This window comes from Mycoplasmopsis meleagridis (genome assembly GCF_900660695.1).
GTDB lineage: Bacteria > Bacillota_I > Bacilli_A > Mycoplasmatales > Metamycoplasmataceae > Mycoplasmopsis > Mycoplasmopsis meleagridis.
In genome coordinates, this window is the sequence record NZ_LR215042.1 from 560,286 (window position 1) to 579,986 (window position 19,701).

Below are 19,701 nucleotides of genomic sequence, written 5' to 3' on the forward strand. Positions count from 1 at the left end.
TTCGCCTGTTTTATAAGTTATTATCATCTAAATTAATATTTTTATTTGTATTATCTATATTATTAGCATTTTTAATAATTTCAACTGCTTGTATATATTCATTTTCTTTTAGATTTATTAACTTGACTCCTTTGGCAGATCTTCCTGATACACTTATATCTTCAATTTTAGTTCTTAAAGTTATGCCAGAATTAGTTATTAAAAGTAATTCATCTTGCAAATTCACAAATCTTGCAAAAACAATATTGCCCGCTAATTCAGCATTAATTCCTTTAACGCCCTTACCGCCACGCTTAATTAATCTAAATAACTCATGATCAGTTAGCTTACCAAATCCTTTAGAACCTATAGTTAAAACATAAGCTCCTTCATTTGAAGACGAAGAAGAAACTACATATTCATTTTCATTTAGACTAATTCCTTTAACTCCTGTAGCAGTTCTACTTATTGGTCTAAAATCCTTTGCTTCAAATTTAACTACTCTATCTGTATTATTTGCTAATAAAACCAATTCTTCATCACTTAGTATTGAAGCTCTTATTAATTCATCATTTTCTTGTAAATTGAAAGCCAATTTACCATTTGAATTAATTCTTTCATACTCACTTAAAGAAGTTTTTTTAATAATTCCTTTTTTAGTCGTTGTGAATAAATATTTAGTACTTTCATACTTATCGATAGGTAAAATAGAAATAATTTTTTCTCCTTCTTTTGAATTTAAAGAAGGAATAATATTTACAAAAGCAATTCCTTTCGATTGTTTAGATAAATCAGGAATTTGATGCGCTCTTATACGGTAAACTTTAGCAAAATTAGAAAATAAAAGCAAATCTGTATGTGTAGTTGTAGTTAAAATAGAACTAATATCATCATCGTCATAAGTTTTCATTGTGCTTTGTCCAACACCACCTCTTTTTTGACTACGATATTCTTCCAAATCAATTCTTTTAACAAAACCTTTAGATGAAGTGGTAATAACAATATCTCTTTGTGGAATTAAATCTTCATCCGAAATTGAAGCTTCTATTTCTAAATTAATTTGTGTTCTTCTTTTATCAGTATATTTGTTTTTAATTTCATTTAATTCAGAAACTATTAAGTTAATTAAAGCCTCGTGATTTGATAAAACGAATTGAATTTTATTAATTTCATCTCTTAAAATTTTCATTTCATCTAGCATATTGTCAATTGCCAAATTAGTTAAACGTCCTAAACGCATATCTACAATTGCCTTTGTTTGCTTTTCACTTAAATCGAAATTTTTTGCTAGATTAATTTGTGCATCATTGTCATTTTTTGATGCTTTAATAATTTTTATTACTTGGTCAATATTTTCAACAGCAATTTTTAAACCTTCTAAAATATGTAATTTATCTTTTGCTTTTTGTAAATCAAAATTAAGTCTTCTAGTAACTACTTCTTCTTGGTGAGATAAATATATTTCAAGAGCAGATTTTAAATTCAACAATTTAGGTTCACCATGGACTAAAGCTACTAAATTAGCATTGTAATTAACTTGCAAATTTGTTTGTCTATAAAGTTTGTTAAGTAAAATGTATGGATTATATCCTTTTTTAACATCAACTACTATTCTTATACCTTCTCTTGATGATTCATCTCTTAAATCAGAAATACCTTCAATAGTTTTATCTTTTACTAATTCTGCAATTTTTTCGATTATTGATGTTTTTTTGACTTCATAAGGAATTTCGGTAACGATAATTTTGCTTTTACCGTTTTGATATTCTTCAATCTTTGCAATTGATCTAACTGTAATTGATCCCTTACCTGTTTTATAAGCATTTTTTATTCCTTCATTACCAAGAACAACTGCTCCTGTAGGAAAATCTGGTCCAGGAACGAATTCCATCAACTCTTCAACTGAAATTGAAGGATTTTTAGCTAAATTTATTACAGCGTCAATAGTTTCACCTAGATTATGTGGAGGAATAGAAGTTGCCATACCAACTGCAATTCCTGAACCTCCTGAAACTAATAAGTTAGGAAATCTAGCAGGTAAAACAACAGGCTCTAATTCTGTAGCATCATAGTTATCTACAAAATCCACGGTTTCTTTTTTAATCCCTTCAAGCATTTCACCAGCCAATTTAGACATTCTCGCTTCAGTATAACGCATTGCAGCAGCTTCATCACCATCAATAGAGCCAAAATTACCATGTCCGTCAACTAGAGGATAACGCATTGAAAATTCTTGTGCCATTCTAACCATTGCTTCGTAAACAGAAGAATCTCCGTGGGGATGATATTTACCTAAAACATCACCCACTATTCTGGCGCTTTTTCTATGTGGAGAGTTGTAATATATACCTAATTCGCTCATATCATAAAGAATTCTTCTATGAACTGGTTTAAGACCATCGCGAGCATCTGGCAAAGCACGAGAAACAATGACGCTCATTGCATATTCTAGAAATGAATTTTTCATTTCTCTATGTACATAAACTGGATTAATGCCATTAATTGCTTCAGTTAGAATTTGAGATTGAACTTTATACTCTTCTTTATTTTGCGGAATTATTTCTTCGTCTTCGTTTTCAATTACTTCTTTTTTTTCTTCTTTTTTAAAGGCAACAAATAAGTCATCATCTGGAATGAAATTTTCATCCAGTTCTTTTTTTTCTACCGCTTTTTCTTTTTCATCATCAAGACTTGCAAATACCATAAATTACTCCTATTTTTTACCGTAAAAGTATATATAATTTTACCATAATAAAGAATTTTGGGCCATTTTTACTATTAATATTAATAGGAGAAGCATGAAAAAAGTAAGAACTCGTTATGCGCCTAGTCCTACTGGTTATTTACATATAGGCGGAGCTAGAACAGCATTATTTTGCTATCTTTTTGCAAAACACTTTAATGGTGATTTTGTTTTTAGACTTGAAGATACTGATATTAAAAGAAATGTAGAAGGAGGAGAAAAAAGTCAATTAGATAATTTAAAATGACTAGGTATTATTCCAGATGAAAGTCCTTTAAATCCTAATGAAAAATACGGCAAATATAGACAAAGCGAAAAATTAAAACGCTATAGAGAAATAGCTTCCTTACTATTAGAAAAAAAATTAGCCTATAAAGCGTACGATAACAATTATGAATTAGAACAACAAAAATTAGAATCAGATGCAAAAGGCATTCCTTCTTTTAGATATGACAGATTTTGGCTTAAAATAAGCGAAGAAGAAAAAATTAAAAGAGATAAAAATGGTGAGTTTTCAATTCGCTTTGCTATGCCAAAAAATAAAATATATAGTTGAAACGATATAGTAAGAGGACCTATTTCTTTTGAAAGTAAAGATATAGGAGATTGGGTTATATTAAAAAGCGATGGTTTTCCTACATATAATTTTGCAGTTGTAATAGATGATTTTGATATGCAAATAACTCACATTTTAAGAGGAGAAGAACATATCACTAACACTCCTAAACAACTAGCTATTTACGATGCATTAAATTGAGAAAGTCCAAAATTTGGACATATGACTATCATTACTAATATGGAAGGTAAAAAACTTTCTAAAAGAGATTTGTCGCTAAAACAATTTATTGAAGATTATCGTAATGAAGGCTATATGCCAGAAGGTATTTTTAATTTTCTTTCTCTTCTTGGTTGAACAGATGCTAATAGTAGAGAAATGATGACCAAAAATGAAATTATAGAAGCTTTTGATCCTTATAGATTAAGCAAAAGCCCTACAAAATTTGACATAGTTAAAATGCAATGATTTTCTAAACAATATTTTAAACTAGCAACAAACGAAAAATTATTAGAATTATTAGACTTGGAAAATAACGAATGAAATAATCTTTTTATCTCAACTTTTAAAGAAAATGTATATTCTCTAAATCAATTGAAAACGTTTTTAAATGATTATACAAACGTCAGCGAACAAAATAGCCCTATTCTTAATGAAAATGAATTAGATTTAGTAAAAACATTTAAAAAGATATTAAATGAAAAAACTTTCACCGTTGAAAATATTCAAGAAGCAATAAACCAAACTAGCTTAATAACAGATAAAAAAGGTAAAAATCTCTTTATGCCTATTAGATTAGCAACAACTTATTCTCAACATGGTCCTGAATTGGCAAAAGCTATTTATCTATTTGGTGAAAAAATAATTAAAGAAAGATTGAACAAATGAAAATAAAATTCCACTCAATTGCTGATCATTCTAACGGCAATGATAAAATAGAACCTATTATTATAGATTTTGAAATTGAAGCTACTTATGAATCATTTCAAGATGACGAAGGACAAATTTTTGACGTTTATTCTTTTATTGATCCTGGAAATAATTTTAAAACTAGACTAGAATTTGGTTTGACAAATATGAACATTTATACAGGAGAATATACTTTAAATATTAATACTTCAAAAGATGAATTTTGCGAAATTATCGATTCAAAAAATAACTTCAAATATCAATTAATCACTAGAGGACAATATATAGCTAAAAAAGAAAAAAATAAGGAAGTTAATTATCAACTTTTTGATGCTAATGAAATTTTACTAGGAACATTTAATATTGTAGTAAGTGAAATTTAAAAAAGAATTAGTTTTTTCTAACTAATTCTTTTTTAAGCTGTTTGTGCTTTTTGTGCACGTCTCAATGCACGAGCTTGTTCTAATTGTAATTTATGAACTCTTTTTTCAGAACGTTCTTTATTTTTTCTTCGTGTAACTTTTCTCATGCTTTCCTTACAAGATATAAATAAACTTACTTTCAATATTTTAACATAATTAAATTTTTTACATCAAACATATATGTCTATTTTATAGGTTAATAAGTTTAAAAATTAGAGAAAGTAGCAATATATCATTTAGGTAAAATATTTAAAGAATCAATTTGACTTATAATGATAAAAATTACTATTAAAATGACAAATAAAAAAATCAAATAATCTCTTCAATTTCAAACTAAATGACGATATTTAGTTCTTTTAGCATAAGGATCATATCCCCTTGTTTCCATAGCGTTAGCTAAATCCTCTGCTTTAGCAAAAGAAGTGACAAATAATGGAATTATCAAAGTAGTTAACGATTTGGCTTTTTCTTTTAATTTACCATTTTTAAAATCAATTCCTCTACTTGCTTGAGCTTTAACAATTCTTTGCGCTTCTTCTAAAAGAGTAGGAATAAAACGCAGAGCAATAGAAATAATTGTGGCAATTATATGAGTTGGTATAAAAAGAAATTTTAAAGGTCAAAGTAAATCTTCAATTGCTTTAGTAAGCATAATTGGTTTAGTAGTAATAACTAAGATAGTGGTTGTTAAAATCATTATATAGATTCTTAACATTAATGCAAGTGTACGCGCAATTTGCGGATAGGTAAAACCAAATCATTCCTCGTTAGATTTTTTATAAAATACTAACCATATATAATCCATCCTATTAGGATTACTTACAGCATCACTTTGTGCATCAGCTGCTGTAAGGTTAATTTTCATTGTATATATATTTACAAAATACAAAATAAAAGCTACTAATAAGGGCATTTTCATTAACTTTATTAGACCATAAAAACTTTTAGTAGCAACTAAATAAGCAATGACAATAGGAACTAAAATAATGAGCAAACTAATAAAATAATTAGTAAAAAAAACTGTAACAATAATGATTAAGTTAATTATTAGTTTTAATCTAGGATCAAGTTTATGGATAAAACTATTTACTGCTAAATACCGTCCAATTGTAAAATTATTCATTATCAGTCTCTTTTCGTTTTCTATTTAAAAAATTAGCTAGTTCTTCTATTGAAGTAATTTTAGGAACTCTCATTCCTCTTTCTTCTAATTTGCTTACAAAAGCTAATAATTTTGGTGGTTCCATTTCGTTTTCTTTTAAAAACTTAGTATCTCTTAAAATATCATAAGTATCGCCATCTTTAACAACTGTTCCATCTTTAAAAATAATTACTCTTTTAGTTTCTTCTAAAACATTATCTAAATCATGCGTTACGATTATGATTGTTTTGCCCATTTGATTGAGTTTTTTAAAAATATTCAATATTTCTCTAACACCAACTGGATCTAACCCAGCTGTTGGTTCATCAGCTACTAAAATATCTGGTTCCATTGCAAGAATTCCTGCTAATGCAACTCTTCTTTTTTGCCCTCCAGATAAATCGAAAGGAGATTTTTTCAAGTATGAATCGTCTAATCCAACTAAATTTAGGTATTTCTTTGCTCTTAATTTAGCGTCTTTTTTACTTATTCCAAATGATTTAGGACCGAAAATAATATCTTTTTCAATTGTTTCTTCGAATAATTGATATTCAGCAAATTGAAAAATAATTCCAAGGCGTTTTCTTATATCTTTTGCTTGAGGAAATTTTTTTCTTCAAGTATTTTTTAAAATTACATTATCCTGAAAATCTTCACTAACTTTAGTTTTCTTTTTAGAGTTTTTATCTTTAATTTTAATAATTCTTGAATTAATGAAAGATCATTCAATTTCACCTGAAGTAGGAATCAATAAACCATTCAAATGTTCAACAAAAGTTGTTTTTCCAGAACCCGTTTGACCTATTATTCCTATGTATTCTCCTTGACCTATCGACAAATTAATATTATTTAAAGCTCTAAAAGCTAATGGAGTTTTAGGCAAAAATATATGTTCCAAATTACGTATGTTTATTTGCATAATTTTTCTAAAAGCTCCTTTTCATCATATGTAGGTTCTATTCCATAAATTTTTTCACTTAATCTATAAATAAAAGGCGAATCAATTTTTGCTATTTCGATAATTTCCTTATTCTTAAGAATTTCTTTTGGTTCACCACTTGCTATTACTTCTCCATTAGCAAAAACAATACACAAATCAGCCATAATTGCTTCGTCCATATCATGCGTTATAGAAATTAAAGTTTTTTCTCTTTGTTTTTGAATATCACGAATTATTTCTAAAACTTTACGTTTTCCTTTTGGATCTAACATAGAAGTTACTTCATCAAAAATAATTATTTCTGGATTAAGAGCTAAAACTGAAGCAATTGCCACTCTTTGTTTTTGACCGCCTGATAGTAATTGTGGTTCACGATTCAAATATTTATCCATACCTACTTTTTCTGATAACATCTCAATAATTGAGCGCATTTCTTTAGGATTTATCTGAGCATTTTCAAGTCCGAAAGCAATATCATCTTCAACAGTTGCACCAATAAATTGGTTATCAGGATTTTGAAAAATGATTCCTATTTTTTTTCTAATTTTTCTTAATGTTTCGCTAGATATGGTTATACCGTCTATTTCAATTTTTCCAGATAATGGTTTATACAAAGCAACTAACAATTTAGAAAACGTACTTTTTCCAGATCCATTATGACCTAAAATTGCAACATATTGTCCTTTTTTAATTTCTAAATTTAATCCATTTAAAGCATTTTTTTTACTTGTGGGATATTTAAATACTAAATCTGTGACTTTGATCATAATAACAATTATAACTATAAAATAGGTTTTTTTATGTCTATAAAAAGTAATTTATTACTTTTAATTTTTTCTCAAGAGAGAAATAAAAAAGCACCTAAGTGCCATGTTCTTTGAAAACTGAATAGTATACTTTTTATGACTCATTGAAATGCTTTAAATACACATAACAACTTTTAAACCTTTCGATTTATTAGTAATGGTCAGCTCAACGTATTACTACGCTTACACATCCATCCTATCAACCTCATAGTCTATAAGGAATCTCAAGGGAATACTTATCTTTGAGGAGGCTTCCCACTTAGATGCTTTCAGCGGTTATCCTTTCCGTACTTAGCTACCCTGCTATGCTGCTGGCGCAACAACAGGAACACCAGTGGTACGTCCACTCCGGTCCTCTCGTACTAAGAGCGGCTCTCATCAATATTCCAACGCCCACATCAGATAGGGACCAAACTGTCTCACGACGTTTTGAACCCAGCTCGCGTACCGCTTTAATGGGCGAACAGCCCAACCCTTGGAACCGACTCCAGCTCCAGGATGCGATGAGCCGACATCGAGGTGCCAAACCTTGCCGTCGATGTGATCTCTTGGGCAAGATAAGCCTGTTATCCCCAGGGTAACTTTTATCCGTTGAGCGACTGCCATTCCACAATGTACAGCCGGATCACTAAGTCCTGCTTTCGCACCTGCTCGACTTGTAAGTCTCACAGTCAAGCACACTTCTACCTTTGCGCTCTACATACGGTTTCTGACCGTATTGAGTGTACCTTTGAACGCCTCCGTTACTCTTTAGGAGGCGACCGCCCCAGTCAAACTACCCACCATGCACTGTCCTCCTACCCGATTATGATAGCAAGTTAGAAACTCAATATAACAAGGGTGGTATTTCAAGGTTGACTCCTTTAGAACTGGCGTTCTACTATCATAATCTCCCACCTATCCTACACATGTTAGACCAAGTTTCAATACAAAGCTATAGTAAAGCTCCATGGGGTCTTTTCGTCTTGATGCGGGTACCCAGCGTTTTCACTGGGACCATAATTTCACCGAGTCTAGTGTTGAGACAGTTGAGAGATCATTGCGCCTTTCGTGCAGGTCAGTATTTAGCCGACAAGGAATTTCGCTACCTTAGGACCGTTATAGTTACGGCCGCCGTTCACCCGGGCTTCATTTCAACGCTTCGCAAATGCTAACGCATCCACTTAACCTTCGGGCACTGGGCAGGCTTCACCCCCTATACATCACCTTGCGGTTTAGCAGAGAGCTGTGTTTTTGATAAACAGTTGCCCCTCATAATTTACTGTGACCTATATGTTACTATAGGTTCCCCTTCTTGCGAACTTGCGGGGTCATTTTGCAGAGTTCCTTAACACTAGTTTTCTCGCTCGCCTTAGAATACTCATCTAGGGGACGTGTGTCCGTTCTTGGTACAGGTTTCCATAAACTTAAGTTTAGAAGCTTTTCTTGGAAGCGTGAAATCACTTAATTCGCACAAATGTGCTATGCATCGTATCTTTCGGTTATGGCCTGCGGATTTGCCTACAGTCCCCAATTAATACTTACCCTGCTAATCCAATAAGCAGTAAAGTTATCCTTCTCCGTCACTCCATCACATTTATAGAAAGTACAGGAATATTAGCCTGTTGTCCATCGACTACGCCTGTCGGCCTCGCCTTAGGTCCTGACTAACCCTGGGTGGACGAACCTTGCCCAGGAAACCTTCCCCAATAGGCGTCGTAGATTCTCACTACGAATCGTTACTCATACCGGCATTCTCACTTCTTAGCGCTCCACTAATCCTTACAGTTTAGCTTCACCGCTCTAAGAACGCTCCTCTAACGTACAAAATGTACCCGCGGCTTCGGTATCATGTTTTAGTCCCGTTAAATTATTGGCGCAAGATCTCTTGACTAGTGAGCTATTACGCACTCTTTAAAAGGTGGCTGCTTCTAAGCCAACTTCCTAGTTGTTTGTGAAATCTCACAACCTTTCTCACTTAACATGATTTTGGGACCTTAGCCGACGATCTGGGTTGTTACCCTCGCGAGCCGGGACGTTAGCACCCCGGTTCCGACTGCATGATAATTCATAATGGTATTCGGAGTTTGATTATAGTCAGTACAGCTAGGCGCCGCCATTCCATATTCAGTGCTCTACCACCAAAATTTAACATCACACGCTAGCCCTAAAGCTATTTCGAGGAGAACCAGCTATCTCCAAGTTCGATTGGAATTTCTCCGCTATTCACAAGTCATCCGGGCACTTTTCAGCGTACTACGGTTCGGCCCTCCACTCGGTATTACCCAAGCTTCAGCCTGCTCATGAATAGATCACCTGGTTTCGGGTGTACTTCAACATACTAAAGCGCCCTATTAAGACTCGATTTCTCTACGGCTCCGCTTTTTGCTGCTTAACCTCGCATGTTAAAGTAACTCGCCGGTCCATACTGCAAGATGTACGCCATCACCCATAAACGGGCTCTGACTAATTGTAAGTAAGTGGTTTCAGAATCTATTTCACTCCCCTTTCGGGGTTCTTTTCACCTTTCCCTCACGGTACTAGTCCACTATCGGTGTCTGATTAGTATTTAGCCTTACCGGGTGGTCCCGGCAGATTCAGACAGGGTTTCACGTGCCCCGCCCTACTCAGGATACGACCAAGAGATTAAACAATTTCGCATACGGGGATATCACCCTCTATGTCGCTTCTTCCCAAAAGCTTCTGCTATCGTTTAATTTTATAACTCTACATAGTTCGTCCTACAACCCCATTAAAATGGTTTGGGCTCTTTCTCTTTCGCTCGCCGCTACTAAAGAAATCATTAAATTTATTTTCTTTTCCTCTTGCTACTAAGATGTTTCAGTTCGCAAGGTGTCTCACTCATTTTTCTATGGATTCAAAAAATGGCAATTAGGCATTACCCTAATTAGGTTTCCCCATTCGGAAATCCCCGTTTCATAGCATATATCCGGCTCAACGAGGCTTATCGCAGGTAATCACGTCCTTCATCGACTTTCAGACCCAAGGCATCCACCACAAACTCTTTATTATTTAAAAGTATGTTCCTATTTGGTTAATGATGTGTATTTTAAAACATTTCAATAAATCATAAATAATGATTACTCGATGATCAAAACAAATTGACAAATTTATTTGTTTAGATGTCGTTGTAAATATTATCAAAATAATTTACTATTCAGTTTTCAAAGAACAATTGAGAGAATGTTCTCTCAAAACTAGATATATAACTCAGAGCCTTAAACCAAGTCATGACAATATTAAAATAACAGGCTTAAAGGTTAATTTTAGTCCCAATGATTAAATAAATTAACTAATGTACTCCGTAGAAAGGAGGTAATCCATCCCCACGTTCTCGTAGGGATACCTTGTTACGACTTAACCCCAGTCACCAGTCCTGCCTTAGGCAGTTTGTAATTAAACCGACTTCTGGCATTACCAGCTCCCATGGTTTGACGGGCGGTGTGTACAAGACCCGAGAACGTATTCACCGTAGCGTAGCTGATCTACGATTACTAGCGATTCCGACTTCATGTAGTCGAGTTGCAGACTACAATCCGAACTGAGATCGGTTTTTTGAGGTTTGCTCCCTGTCACCAGTTTGCTTCTCTTTGTACCGACCATTGTAGCACGTGTGTTGCCCCACTCGTAAGAGGCATGATGATTTGACGTCGTCCCCACCTTCCTCCCAATTACTCGGGCAGTCTCCTTAGAGTGCTCAACTTAATGCTAGTAACTAAGGACAAGGGTTGCGCTCGTTGCAGGACTTAACCGAACATCTCACGACACGAGCTGACGACAACCATGCACCATCTGTCATTCTGTTAACCTCGACTATATCTCTATAGCTTTGCAGAAGATGTCAAGAGTGGGTAAGGTTCTTCGCGTATCTTCAAATTAAACCACATGCTCCACCGCTTGTGCGGATCCCCGTCAATTCCTTTAAGTTTTATTCTTGCGAACGTACTACTCAGGCGGATCATTTAATGCGTTAGCTGCGCCGACGAATTTTCCATCAGCTAATGATCATCGTTTAGGGCGTGGACTACCAGGGTATCTAATCCTGTTTGCTCCCCACGCTTTCGTCTCTCAGTGTCAGTATACGCCCAGTTAGCTGCCTTCGCCATGTTGGTGTTCTTCCTTATATCTACGCATTTCACCGCTTCACAAGGAATTCCGCTAACCTCTACGTAACTCTAGTATGCCAGTATCCAACGCGCTTTGGGGTTGAGCCCCAAGTTTTAACGCCAGACTTAACAAACAACCTACAGACGCTTTACGCCCAATAATTCCGGATAACGCTTGCGACCTATGTATTACCGCGGCTGCTGGCACATAGTTAGCCGTCGCTTTCTAATAAGGTACCGTCAGGATAAATGCATTTCCTCATTTATTTTTTCTTCCCTTACCACAGCAGTTTACAACCCATAAGGCCTTCATCCTGCACGCTGTGTCGCTCCATCAGACTTTCGTCCATTGTGGAATATTCCCTACTGCTGCCTCCCGTAGGAGTCTGGGCCGTATCTCAGTCCCAGTGTGGCGGTTCAGTCTCTCAACCCCGCTAAACATCATTGCCTTGGTGGGCCGTTACCTCACCAACTAGCTAATGTTACGCACCCCGCTCTTTTAGCGAAGCTTAAAGGCTTCTTTCATATAAATTTCATGCGAAAAATATACATATTCGGTATTATCAAATGTTTCCACTTGCTATCCCAATCTAAAAGGTACGTTGAGTACGTGTTACTCACCCATTCGCCGCTAAGTTCCGAAAAACTTCGCTCGACATGCATGTATTAGGCACACAGCCAGCGTTCATCCTGAGCCAGGATCAAACTCTCGAAAAAATTGACTGTCATGTTTATATATCTAGTTTTCAAAGAACAATCTACTTGAAAAATGAAATCAAGCTTAATAATAATAACATAAAAAATGCTTTAATAAAATAATATTAATTTTTTTTTAAATTAAAAATTAACTTGGAATCTAAAATTAACAGCTAATAAAAAATATTTCTAATTTACAAATAATGTAATATCATTAATTTACAGTCACCATAGCAATGGGGTACACCTGATACCATTCCGAACTCAGTAGTTAAGCCCATTAGTGCCGAAAATAGCAGAGATGCGAAAATAGGGAGTGGCTTTTTTTATTATTTTTTTTAATTTAGTCATGGTTCAAAAACAATGAGAGAAATAATTATATTTGCAAGTATTAAAGCAAATAGAGGTACTTTTTTTCTATAAAGATAGAATGAACTAATGATGTTTATTACTGAGTAAATCAATAAAACTATTAATCTTCAACCAGAAAAAAATTTTGCTTTTTCTGATTGGAAATCAATTTTAAAATATTCTTTAATTCCTCCTGGACCATTAAAACTAACAAATGGTAAACATATTTCAATCAATAAGGTAAATCCTACAGAAACAATAATTCCTGCTACTACCGGCTGCATTAACAATAACGCTCTTTGCATAAATGGTTTATTTTCAATTTTTTTAAGATATTTGATAGCAAATATTAAAACAAAAATTGCTGGTAAACAAAAAACCAAATATGTTAAAAACATTGTTAAGTATCCTCATCAAGCTATTGATCCATCAGCATTATTTGCTAACACTAAACCTGTAAAAAAAGCAAACTTAGTTGAAACTACTCCGGGAGTAGCGTTGGATACTGTAAAAATTTGGTTAATGGTATTTTCACTAATATTTATGCCAAATGTACTATTCAATAATGTTCAAAGTCATTTGAACATAGGCATAAAAATTTGTCCTCCTCCAAAAACAACTAAAGAAAAAATAACAACAAATATACAAGCTACTAAAATACCTAAAATAATCATTATTTCTCCTTCTTTTTTCTTTTGCTCTTTTTATAAAATAGATATTCAGTTAGTCCTAAAAATATGAACACTGCTATCATAACAATTACCGGAATATTACCTGGAGAAGGAATAAAAACGCAAAAAATAAATGTAAATAAAAATAAAAATACTCATAAAGGAACATTAATTTTATTTTTGCTTTTTTTCATATAACTTCATCCAAAAGCAAATAAAACGCCAATAATAGAACCAAGTACGCCAACAGAAATAACATATAAATATTTTTGTGGAAACTGTGCTACTGCAAGATAAATACCTAGTGCTAAAAATAAATGTGGAAGCATACTTAAAAGCGTTAATATTGAACCTCAGAATTTTCCAAATTTTTTAATACAAATATAAGAAATTGATTGAATTACAGACGGTCCTGGTAACATATTAGTTACAATTACCATTCGATCAAATTCTTCTTTAGTAAGTCATCCTTTTTTATAAACTGCCTCTTTTTCAATAACAGGCATAAGAGCATTACCACCACCAAAACCTATTAGTGTAATTTTGATAACAAATAAAAAAATAACAAAAAAGTCTTTTATTTTATTTGTACCTACTTTTTCTTTTGTTTTTTTCATAATGGCCTCAAGACAAAATAAATCTTTTTTATTTTATTAAAAATATTTGTTTTTTTTAAATTTATATTATGATTACTACTATAGTCGTTATAGCAATGGGGTACACCTGATACCATTCCGAACTCAGTAGTTAAGCCCATTAGTGCCGAAAATAGCAGAGATGCGAAAATAGGGAACGGCTTTTTTTATTATTTTTTAATAAAATAAAAACAGGCTTTCCTGTTTTTATTTATTTTTGTTATTGTAAACTTCAATTCTATTGATTACCTTGCGTAATCTATATTCGAATACAGCTCTTTCTTTAACATTTTGTATTTTACTTAATTCGGCAAGTAATAATTCTTGTTCTTTTCTTGCTCTTTCAATATCAATATTATCAGCCCCCAAAATATCATCAGTTATGATTCGAATAATGTTATTTTCAACATATAAAAGACCAACTCCGATATAAAAAAGTTTTTTTATATTAGCTGGTAAAACTACTTTCATTTTGCAAACATCTATATTTGAAACAAAAGGCGCATGATTAGGTAAAAGAGTTATCTCCCCTCCTGTTTTAGTCCTTAAATTAATTGAAACAATATCATCTTCAAAAAAAATACCATGAACTGTAATGATTTTTAATTTAACTGTTTTTTCCATAACAATTAAGCTTCGTTAGAAATATTTTTATTAAGTTGGGCTTGATATTCTCTATATTTTTCTTCTACTTCTTCAATAGCTCCTGCATAGAAAAATAAATCTTCAGGATAATTGTCATATTTTCCTTCTAAAATAGCTTTGAAACTTCTTATTGTATCGGCTAATCTGACAAATTGTCCTTTTTTGCCACTGAATTTTTCAGCAACTGTAAAAGGTTGTGAAAGAAAATTTCTTATTCTTCTTGCTCTAATAACTGTCGTTTTATCTTCTTCAGATAACTCGCCCATTCCTAAAATAGCAATAATATCTTTTAATTCCTCAAATTTTTGCAAAATACTAATTACGCCATAAGCAACATTATAATGATCTTGTCCAACGACTAAAGGATCCAATAATCTTGAATTAGAGGCAAGAGGATTAACAGCAGGATAAATTCCCAAAGCAGCAATATTACGATCTAAAACCGTTTTAGCATCAAGGTGTGTAAAAGTTGTAGCAGGAGCTGGATCAGTTAAATCATCTGCTGGAACATATACTGCTTGAACAGAAGTAATTGAACCTTTATGAGTTGAAGTAATTCTTTCTTGCAATTGACCCATTTCTGTTCCTAATGTGGGTTGATAACCAACAGCTGAAGGCATACGCCCTAATAAAGCACTAACTTCTGAGCCAGCTTGTACGAAACGAAAGATATTATCAATAAATAAAAGCACATCTTGATTTTGTTGATCACGAAAGTATTCAGCCATAGTTAAACCTGATAGAGCAACTCTCATACGTGCTCCAGGAGGTTCATTCATTTGACCAAAAACTAAAGCAGTTTTATTTAAAACCCCGGCTGCTTTCATTTCGTGGTAGAGATCGTTTCCTTCTCTAGTTCTTTCGCCTACACCAACGAAAACAGAAAGTCCACCGTGTTGAGTAGCTATGTTATTGATTAATTCTTGTACAAGAACAGTTTTGCCTACTCCTGCTCCTCCAAAGAGACCAATTTTTCCTCCCTTGGCGTAAGGAATTAATAAATCAATAACTTTAATACCCGTTTCTAAAATTTCGCTAGTTGTTTTTTGATCTTCATAAGAAGGAGCAAGAGAATGAATAGATTTTCTTTCTTCTGTTTCAGGCGCATCTAACAAATCAATAGGATCACCTAAAACGTTAAACATTCTACCTAAAATTGCATTTCCTACTGGAACACTTATTGCTTGTCCAGTATCTTCAACTTCGGCCCCTCTTACTAACCCATTAGTTGAAACCATTGAAATAGTTCTAACAGTTTCGTCTCCAATATGCTGTGCTACTTCGAGAGTAACTTTTTCGCCATTATTGTATAAAACTAAAGCGTTATAAATAGCAGGCAATTTGCCATTTTCAAATCTAACATCTACAACTGGCCCAACAATTTGTATAATTTTACCAATATTTTTGTTTTTCGACGAAATAGACTTATTTACAGCAGAATCAGTCACATTAACATTTTTACTTTTAGTACTTTTAAGTGCCATAATTCTCCTTTCAATATTTAAACAGCATCAGCACCAGCAATAATTTCATTAAGTTCTTGAGTAATATTACTTTGTCTTTTACTGTTATATTTTACTTGCAAGTCATCAATTAAATTCTCCGCATTATCTGTTGCGGATTCCATCGCACTTCTTCTAGAAGCGAATTCGCTAAGTTTTGAAGAAGCGTAAGCTTCGTAAAGTTGCGCTCCTACATATAAAGGTATAGCTTCGTTAAAAACATTTTTTACTGAAGGTTCAAATTCTATTTGTGAATGTAAATTCAAATTTTCATTTGATTTTTTTATTTCAATTCTCTTAGTTAAATCAAAAGGAAAAATTTGTTTTATAGTCTCTTCTTGAACTATATTATTAATGTATTTACTATAAATAATGTTAATTGAATCAATTTCCTTTTGGTTATATAGTTCTAAAGAATTTCTCATTATCATTAGCATTAATCTATAGTGATCACTTTCAGAATCAGAATTATATTTAGCAACTATTTGCTCTTTATAAATTTTTGCTAAATTAGCTATTCCTTTTATACCTATAACAATTAATTTATCTCTTTTATTTATAATGTTTTTAGCTAATTTAATAACACTGGAATTATAAGACCCTGCTAATCCTATATCAGCAGTTAAAATAATATGAAGTTTTCTTCCAGAATTGTTATTAACGAACAAATTAGCTTTGTCAATTTCAGATAGTTCTTCTAAAATTGAATAAAACGATTCATTGACAACAGACGCATAAGCAGAAACTTGTTCATATTCATTTCTTGCTTTTTTTAGTTTAGAAGTTGCAACTAATTCCATTGCATGAGTTATTTTTTTAATTGAATGTACAGCATCTATTCTATTTTTAATAGCTTGTAATCCTGCCATTAATTAGCCTTCATTCATTTTTCAGGAATTGGTAAATAATTTTTGGCTTCATAGTTAGGAATACTATTAACTATGTTTTCAGTAATTTTAATTAATGCTTGTACTAATTCGTTTCTAATTTCGTCATTTAGAGCATATTTATTATCAATAATTTTACTTGCTAATTTATCGCCCTGAGCCGTTTCAAGCATAAATTTAATCACATCTGCTCTAAATTTTTTAATTTGATCTAATGGCAAAGGATTGATTATTTTTTCTTTAACACTTATCAAAATAGCTACTTGTACCATTTGTGCTAAAGGCGAATATTGTTCTTGTTTTAAAAATTCGTATACTTTTGCACCGTGATTGAGAATATTTTTGGTTGATTCATCTAAATCAGAGCCAAATTGGGCAAAAGCAAGCATTTCATTGTATTGTGCAAGTTCAAGTTTCAATGATGAAGCAACTTCTTTCATTGCTTTAATTTGCACACTAGAACCTACCCGACTAACAGAAAAACCTACATCAACAGCCGGTCTTTGTCCGGCGTTAAATAATCCTTCTTTAGTAAATATTTGACCATCTGTTATAGAAATAACATTTGTAGGAATATAAGCTGAAATATCTCCTTGTTGAGTTTCTACAATGGGTAAGGCAGTAATTGAACCACCTCCGTATTCTTTGGTTACTTTAGCTGCTCTTTCTAAAAGTTGAGAATGTAAATAAAAAACATCACCAGGATAAGCTTCACGACCAGGAGGTCTTCTCAATAATAATGATAACGTTCTATAGGCAACGGCATGTTTTGATAAATCATCATATACTATTAAAACATCTTCACCTTTGCTCATTCATTCTTCAGCAATAGTAACTCCTGAATAAGGAGCTATATATTGTTGAGGAGCCAACTCACTTGCTCCTGAAACAACAACAGTTGTATAACTCATAGCACCCATATCTTTAAGTTTTTGAACAATTTGAGCAATTGTTGAGTTTTTTTGTCCAATAGCTACATAAACACATTTAACGTTTTTACCTTTTTGATTAATAATAGTATCAATTGCAATAGCTGTTTTACCAGTTTGTCTATCACCAATTATCAATTCACGTTGACCTTTTCCAATAGGAATCATTGAATCTATTGCTATAATGCCAGTTTCTAGAGGTTCATTAACCTCTTCTCTAGTCATAACGCCCGGAGCTACTTTAAATATTTCACTTCATTTTTTGCTATCAATAGGACCTTTACCATCGATAGGTTGGCCTAAAGAATTAACTACTCTTCCTACTAATTCATCACCTACAGGTACTGAAATAACCTCACCAGTACATCTGCATTCATCACCTTCAGAAAGATTATTAGCATTGCCAAAAATAGCTACACCAATAACTTCTTCTTCAAGGTTTAAAACTAGTCCATAAATATTATCTTTAAAAACGATGATTTCACCATTTTTGGCCTGTTCAAGTCCACTTACAAGGGCTATACCATCACCTATAGTTACAATATGACCTATTTCTGAATAATCAATTTTCGAGGCGTCAAAGTGTTTAATTCTGTCTTTTATAATTGCCGAAATGTCATAAACTGAATTAGCCATTTATACCTCCTTTATTTTTTTCGTTGTCTTTTAAATTTATAAATTTGGTTAGTCTTTTAAGTGATAATCCCAAGGAATTTTCAATAACAAAACTATTCATCTTTATTCTTATTCCGCTAATAATATTAGGATCAATTCTATGCTCAATATCAACTAAACAATTCAATTCTTTTTCTAATTTAGCCTTAATTAAATTCAATTTATCTTCGCTTATTGGAAAAGCGCTGTATATTTTGGCAAATTTAATATTCAAATGGTCATTCACTAATTTTAAATATGAGCTTATTATTCTAGGTAAATTAGAAACTGCTTTATGTTCAACGACTACTTTTAAAAATTTTTTCATAACATCGCTTTTATCAAAATTAGCAAAAATATTGTCAATGAAATCAAACTTATATTCATTGCTAGTTTCGTTATTTTTTAAAATATCGATAAAAATAGTATCGTTCTTTAACTCTTTATACAAAGCTGTTAAAAGTAAAGAAGTTTCGTGCGCAACATTCATTTCTACAGAAAGTTCATAAACTGCAATAGCGTATGCTTCCAAATTAGCTTTTTTATACATTATTTAATTTTTCCTTCATGAAGAAATTCATCAATAATAGCATCTTCGGTTTCTTTAGAAACTGAACTTTGTAATATTTTTTTTGAAAGTTCGCTTGCCACTTCTGCGATATGTTTTTTAGATTCTTCAAAAAATTCTTCTTTTTGCTTTTTTACATCCATTCTCGCTTCTTCAATCATTCTCTTTGAAGTAATGCGAGCTTGCTCAATTTCTTGTCTTGCCTTTTTATTTCCATTATTAATTGCTTCTTGAACAATTTTTGTAGCTTCATCATGAGCTTGAGAAAGTTTTTGATTAGCTTGATTTAATTTAACTTGTGATTCGTCATTAAGTCTTTTTGCACTATCTATATTATCTTGTATGTATTTTTGTCTTGCTTTAATAGCCTTGTTTATAGGTTTATGTGTTAAAAAGTAGAGAACTATAATAACAATAACAAAAGCAATCAAAGTAGCTACCATTATTGGTCATGATGGAAATATTTTTTCAAATTTTTCTGATAATGCTTCAGGAAGAGAAGAATTTGTTTTTTCAGCAGAATTTACTGCTTCATCCATCAATAATGATAAATTAGTCATT

At 32.4% G+C, this 19,701-nt stretch carries 14 protein-coding genes and 4 rRNA genes; 4 read left to right on the forward strand and 14 right to left on the reverse strand.

The window, feature by feature from the left end; all coding sequences use genetic code 4:
- Positions 1 to 10: 10 nt before the first annotated feature.
- Positions 11 to 2,683 (reverse strand): DNA gyrase subunit A, encoded by a 2,673-nt coding sequence (gyrA, locus tag EXC33_RS02335; RefSeq protein WP_046097159.1) that lies wholly within the window; start codon positions 2,681 to 2,683, stop codon positions 11 to 13.
- Positions 2,684 to 2,777: 94 nt separating this feature from the next.
- Between gyrA and gltX the strand changes: the two genes are divergently transcribed.
- Together gltX and EXC33_RS02345 are read left to right on the forward strand one after the other, a co-directional pair.
- Entirely contained in the window at positions 2,778 to 4,172 is a 1,395-nt protein-coding gene (gene gltX, locus EXC33_RS02340) for a glutamate--tRNA ligase (protein WP_046097158.1), read from the forward strand.
- Positions 4,163 to 4,570, forward strand: coding sequence for a hypothetical protein (locus tag EXC33_RS02345; RefSeq protein ID WP_046097157.1), 408 nt, complete (start codon positions 4,163 to 4,165; stop codon positions 4,568 to 4,570). The genes gltX and EXC33_RS02345 overlap by 10 nt, the downstream gene beginning before the upstream one ends.
- Before the next feature lie 244 nt (positions 4,571 to 4,814).
- Here EXC33_RS02345 and EXC33_RS02350 read toward each other — a convergent pair whose 3' ends face one another.
- The 5 genes from EXC33_RS02350 to EXC33_RS02370 form a co-directional block, all read right to left on the reverse strand.
- Entirely contained in the window at positions 4,815 to 5,732 is a 918-nt protein-coding gene (locus EXC33_RS02350; protein ID WP_046097155.1) for an energy-coupling factor transporter transmembrane component T family protein, read from the reverse strand.
- Complete coding sequence (locus EXC33_RS02355; protein WP_046097154.1) at positions 5,725 to 6,669, reverse strand: energy-coupling factor transporter ATPase; 945 nt, start codon at positions 6,667 to 6,669, stop codon at positions 5,725 to 5,727. Before EXC33_RS02355 ends, EXC33_RS02350 begins: the two co-directional genes overlap by 8 nt.
- Complete coding sequence (locus EXC33_RS02360) at positions 6,660 to 7,457, reverse strand: energy-coupling factor transporter ATPase (protein ID WP_046097153.1); 798 nt, start codon at positions 7,455 to 7,457, stop codon at positions 6,660 to 6,662. The genes EXC33_RS02355 and EXC33_RS02360 overlap by 10 nt, the downstream gene beginning before the upstream one ends.
- A 169-nt stretch (positions 7,458 to 7,626) precedes the next feature.
- Positions 7,627 to 10,514: ribosomal RNA gene (locus EXC33_RS02365) — 23S ribosomal RNA — on the reverse strand.
- 290 nt (positions 10,515 to 10,804) lie between these two features.
- A 16S ribosomal RNA gene (locus EXC33_RS02370) occupies positions 10,805 to 12,319 on the reverse strand.
- A 199-nt stretch (positions 12,320 to 12,518) separates the two neighbouring features.
- Between EXC33_RS02370 and rrf (EXC33_RS02375) the strand changes: the two genes are divergently transcribed.
- A 5S ribosomal RNA gene (gene rrf / locus EXC33_RS02375) occupies positions 12,519 to 12,624 on the forward strand.
- Positions 12,625 to 12,636: 12 nt separating this feature from the next.
- Here the strand turns inward: rrf (EXC33_RS02375) and EXC33_RS02380 are convergent.
- Positions 12,637 to 13,323 (reverse strand): chromate transporter, encoded by a 687-nt coding sequence (locus EXC33_RS02380; protein ID WP_052717026.1) that lies wholly within the window; start codon positions 13,321 to 13,323, stop codon positions 12,637 to 12,639.
- Complete coding sequence (locus EXC33_RS02385) at positions 13,323 to 13,937, reverse strand: chromate transporter (protein ID WP_046096971.1); 615 nt, start codon at positions 13,935 to 13,937, stop codon at positions 13,323 to 13,325. The genes EXC33_RS02380 and EXC33_RS02385 overlap by 1 nt, the downstream gene beginning before the upstream one ends.
- Before the next feature lie 79 nt (positions 13,938 to 14,016).
- On the opposite strand from EXC33_RS02385, the gene rrf (EXC33_RS02390) reads away from it, so the two are divergent.
- Positions 14,017 to 14,122, forward strand: a 5S ribosomal RNA gene (rrf, locus tag EXC33_RS02390).
- Positions 14,123 to 14,162: 40 nt separating this feature from the next.
- On the opposite strand, the gene atpC is transcribed toward rrf (EXC33_RS02390), so the two are convergent.
- From atpC to atpF, 6 genes are read right to left on the reverse strand one after another with little or no spacing between them, the layout of a single operon-like run.
- Positions 14,163 to 14,579: an ATP synthase F1 subunit epsilon gene (gene atpC, locus EXC33_RS02395; RefSeq protein ID WP_052717028.1), complete on the reverse strand. Its 417-nt coding sequence runs from the start codon at positions 14,577 to 14,579 to the stop codon at positions 14,163 to 14,165.
- 5 nt (positions 14,580 to 14,584) lie between these two features.
- On the reverse strand, positions 14,585 to 16,084 hold the full coding sequence (atpD, locus tag EXC33_RS02400) for a F0F1 ATP synthase subunit beta (protein WP_046096973.1): 1,500 nt from the start codon (positions 16,082 to 16,084) through the stop codon (positions 14,585 to 14,587).
- 17 nt (positions 16,085 to 16,101) lie between these two features.
- Positions 16,102 to 16,971 carry an ATP synthase F1 subunit gamma gene (gene atpG / locus EXC33_RS02405; protein WP_046096974.1) on the reverse strand — a complete coding sequence of 290 codons (870 nt, stop codon included), beginning with the start codon at positions 16,969 to 16,971 and terminating at the stop codon, positions 16,102 to 16,104.
- Complete coding sequence (gene atpA / locus EXC33_RS02410) at positions 16,971 to 18,554, reverse strand: F0F1 ATP synthase subunit alpha (protein WP_046096975.1); 1,584 nt, start codon at positions 18,552 to 18,554, stop codon at positions 16,971 to 16,973. Before atpA ends, atpG begins: the two co-directional genes overlap by 1 nt.
- Positions 18,547 to 19,122, reverse strand: a complete 576-nt coding sequence (atpH, locus tag EXC33_RS02415; RefSeq protein WP_052717030.1) for an ATP synthase F1 subunit delta — start codon at positions 19,120 to 19,122, stop codon at positions 18,547 to 18,549. Before atpH ends, atpA begins: the two co-directional genes overlap by 8 nt.
- Complete coding sequence (gene atpF, locus EXC33_RS02420; protein ID WP_046096976.1) at positions 19,122 to 19,700, reverse strand: F0F1 ATP synthase subunit B; 579 nt, start codon at positions 19,698 to 19,700, stop codon at positions 19,122 to 19,124. The genes atpH and atpF overlap by 1 nt, the downstream gene beginning before the upstream one ends.
- Position 19,701: the final 1 nt, after the last annotated feature.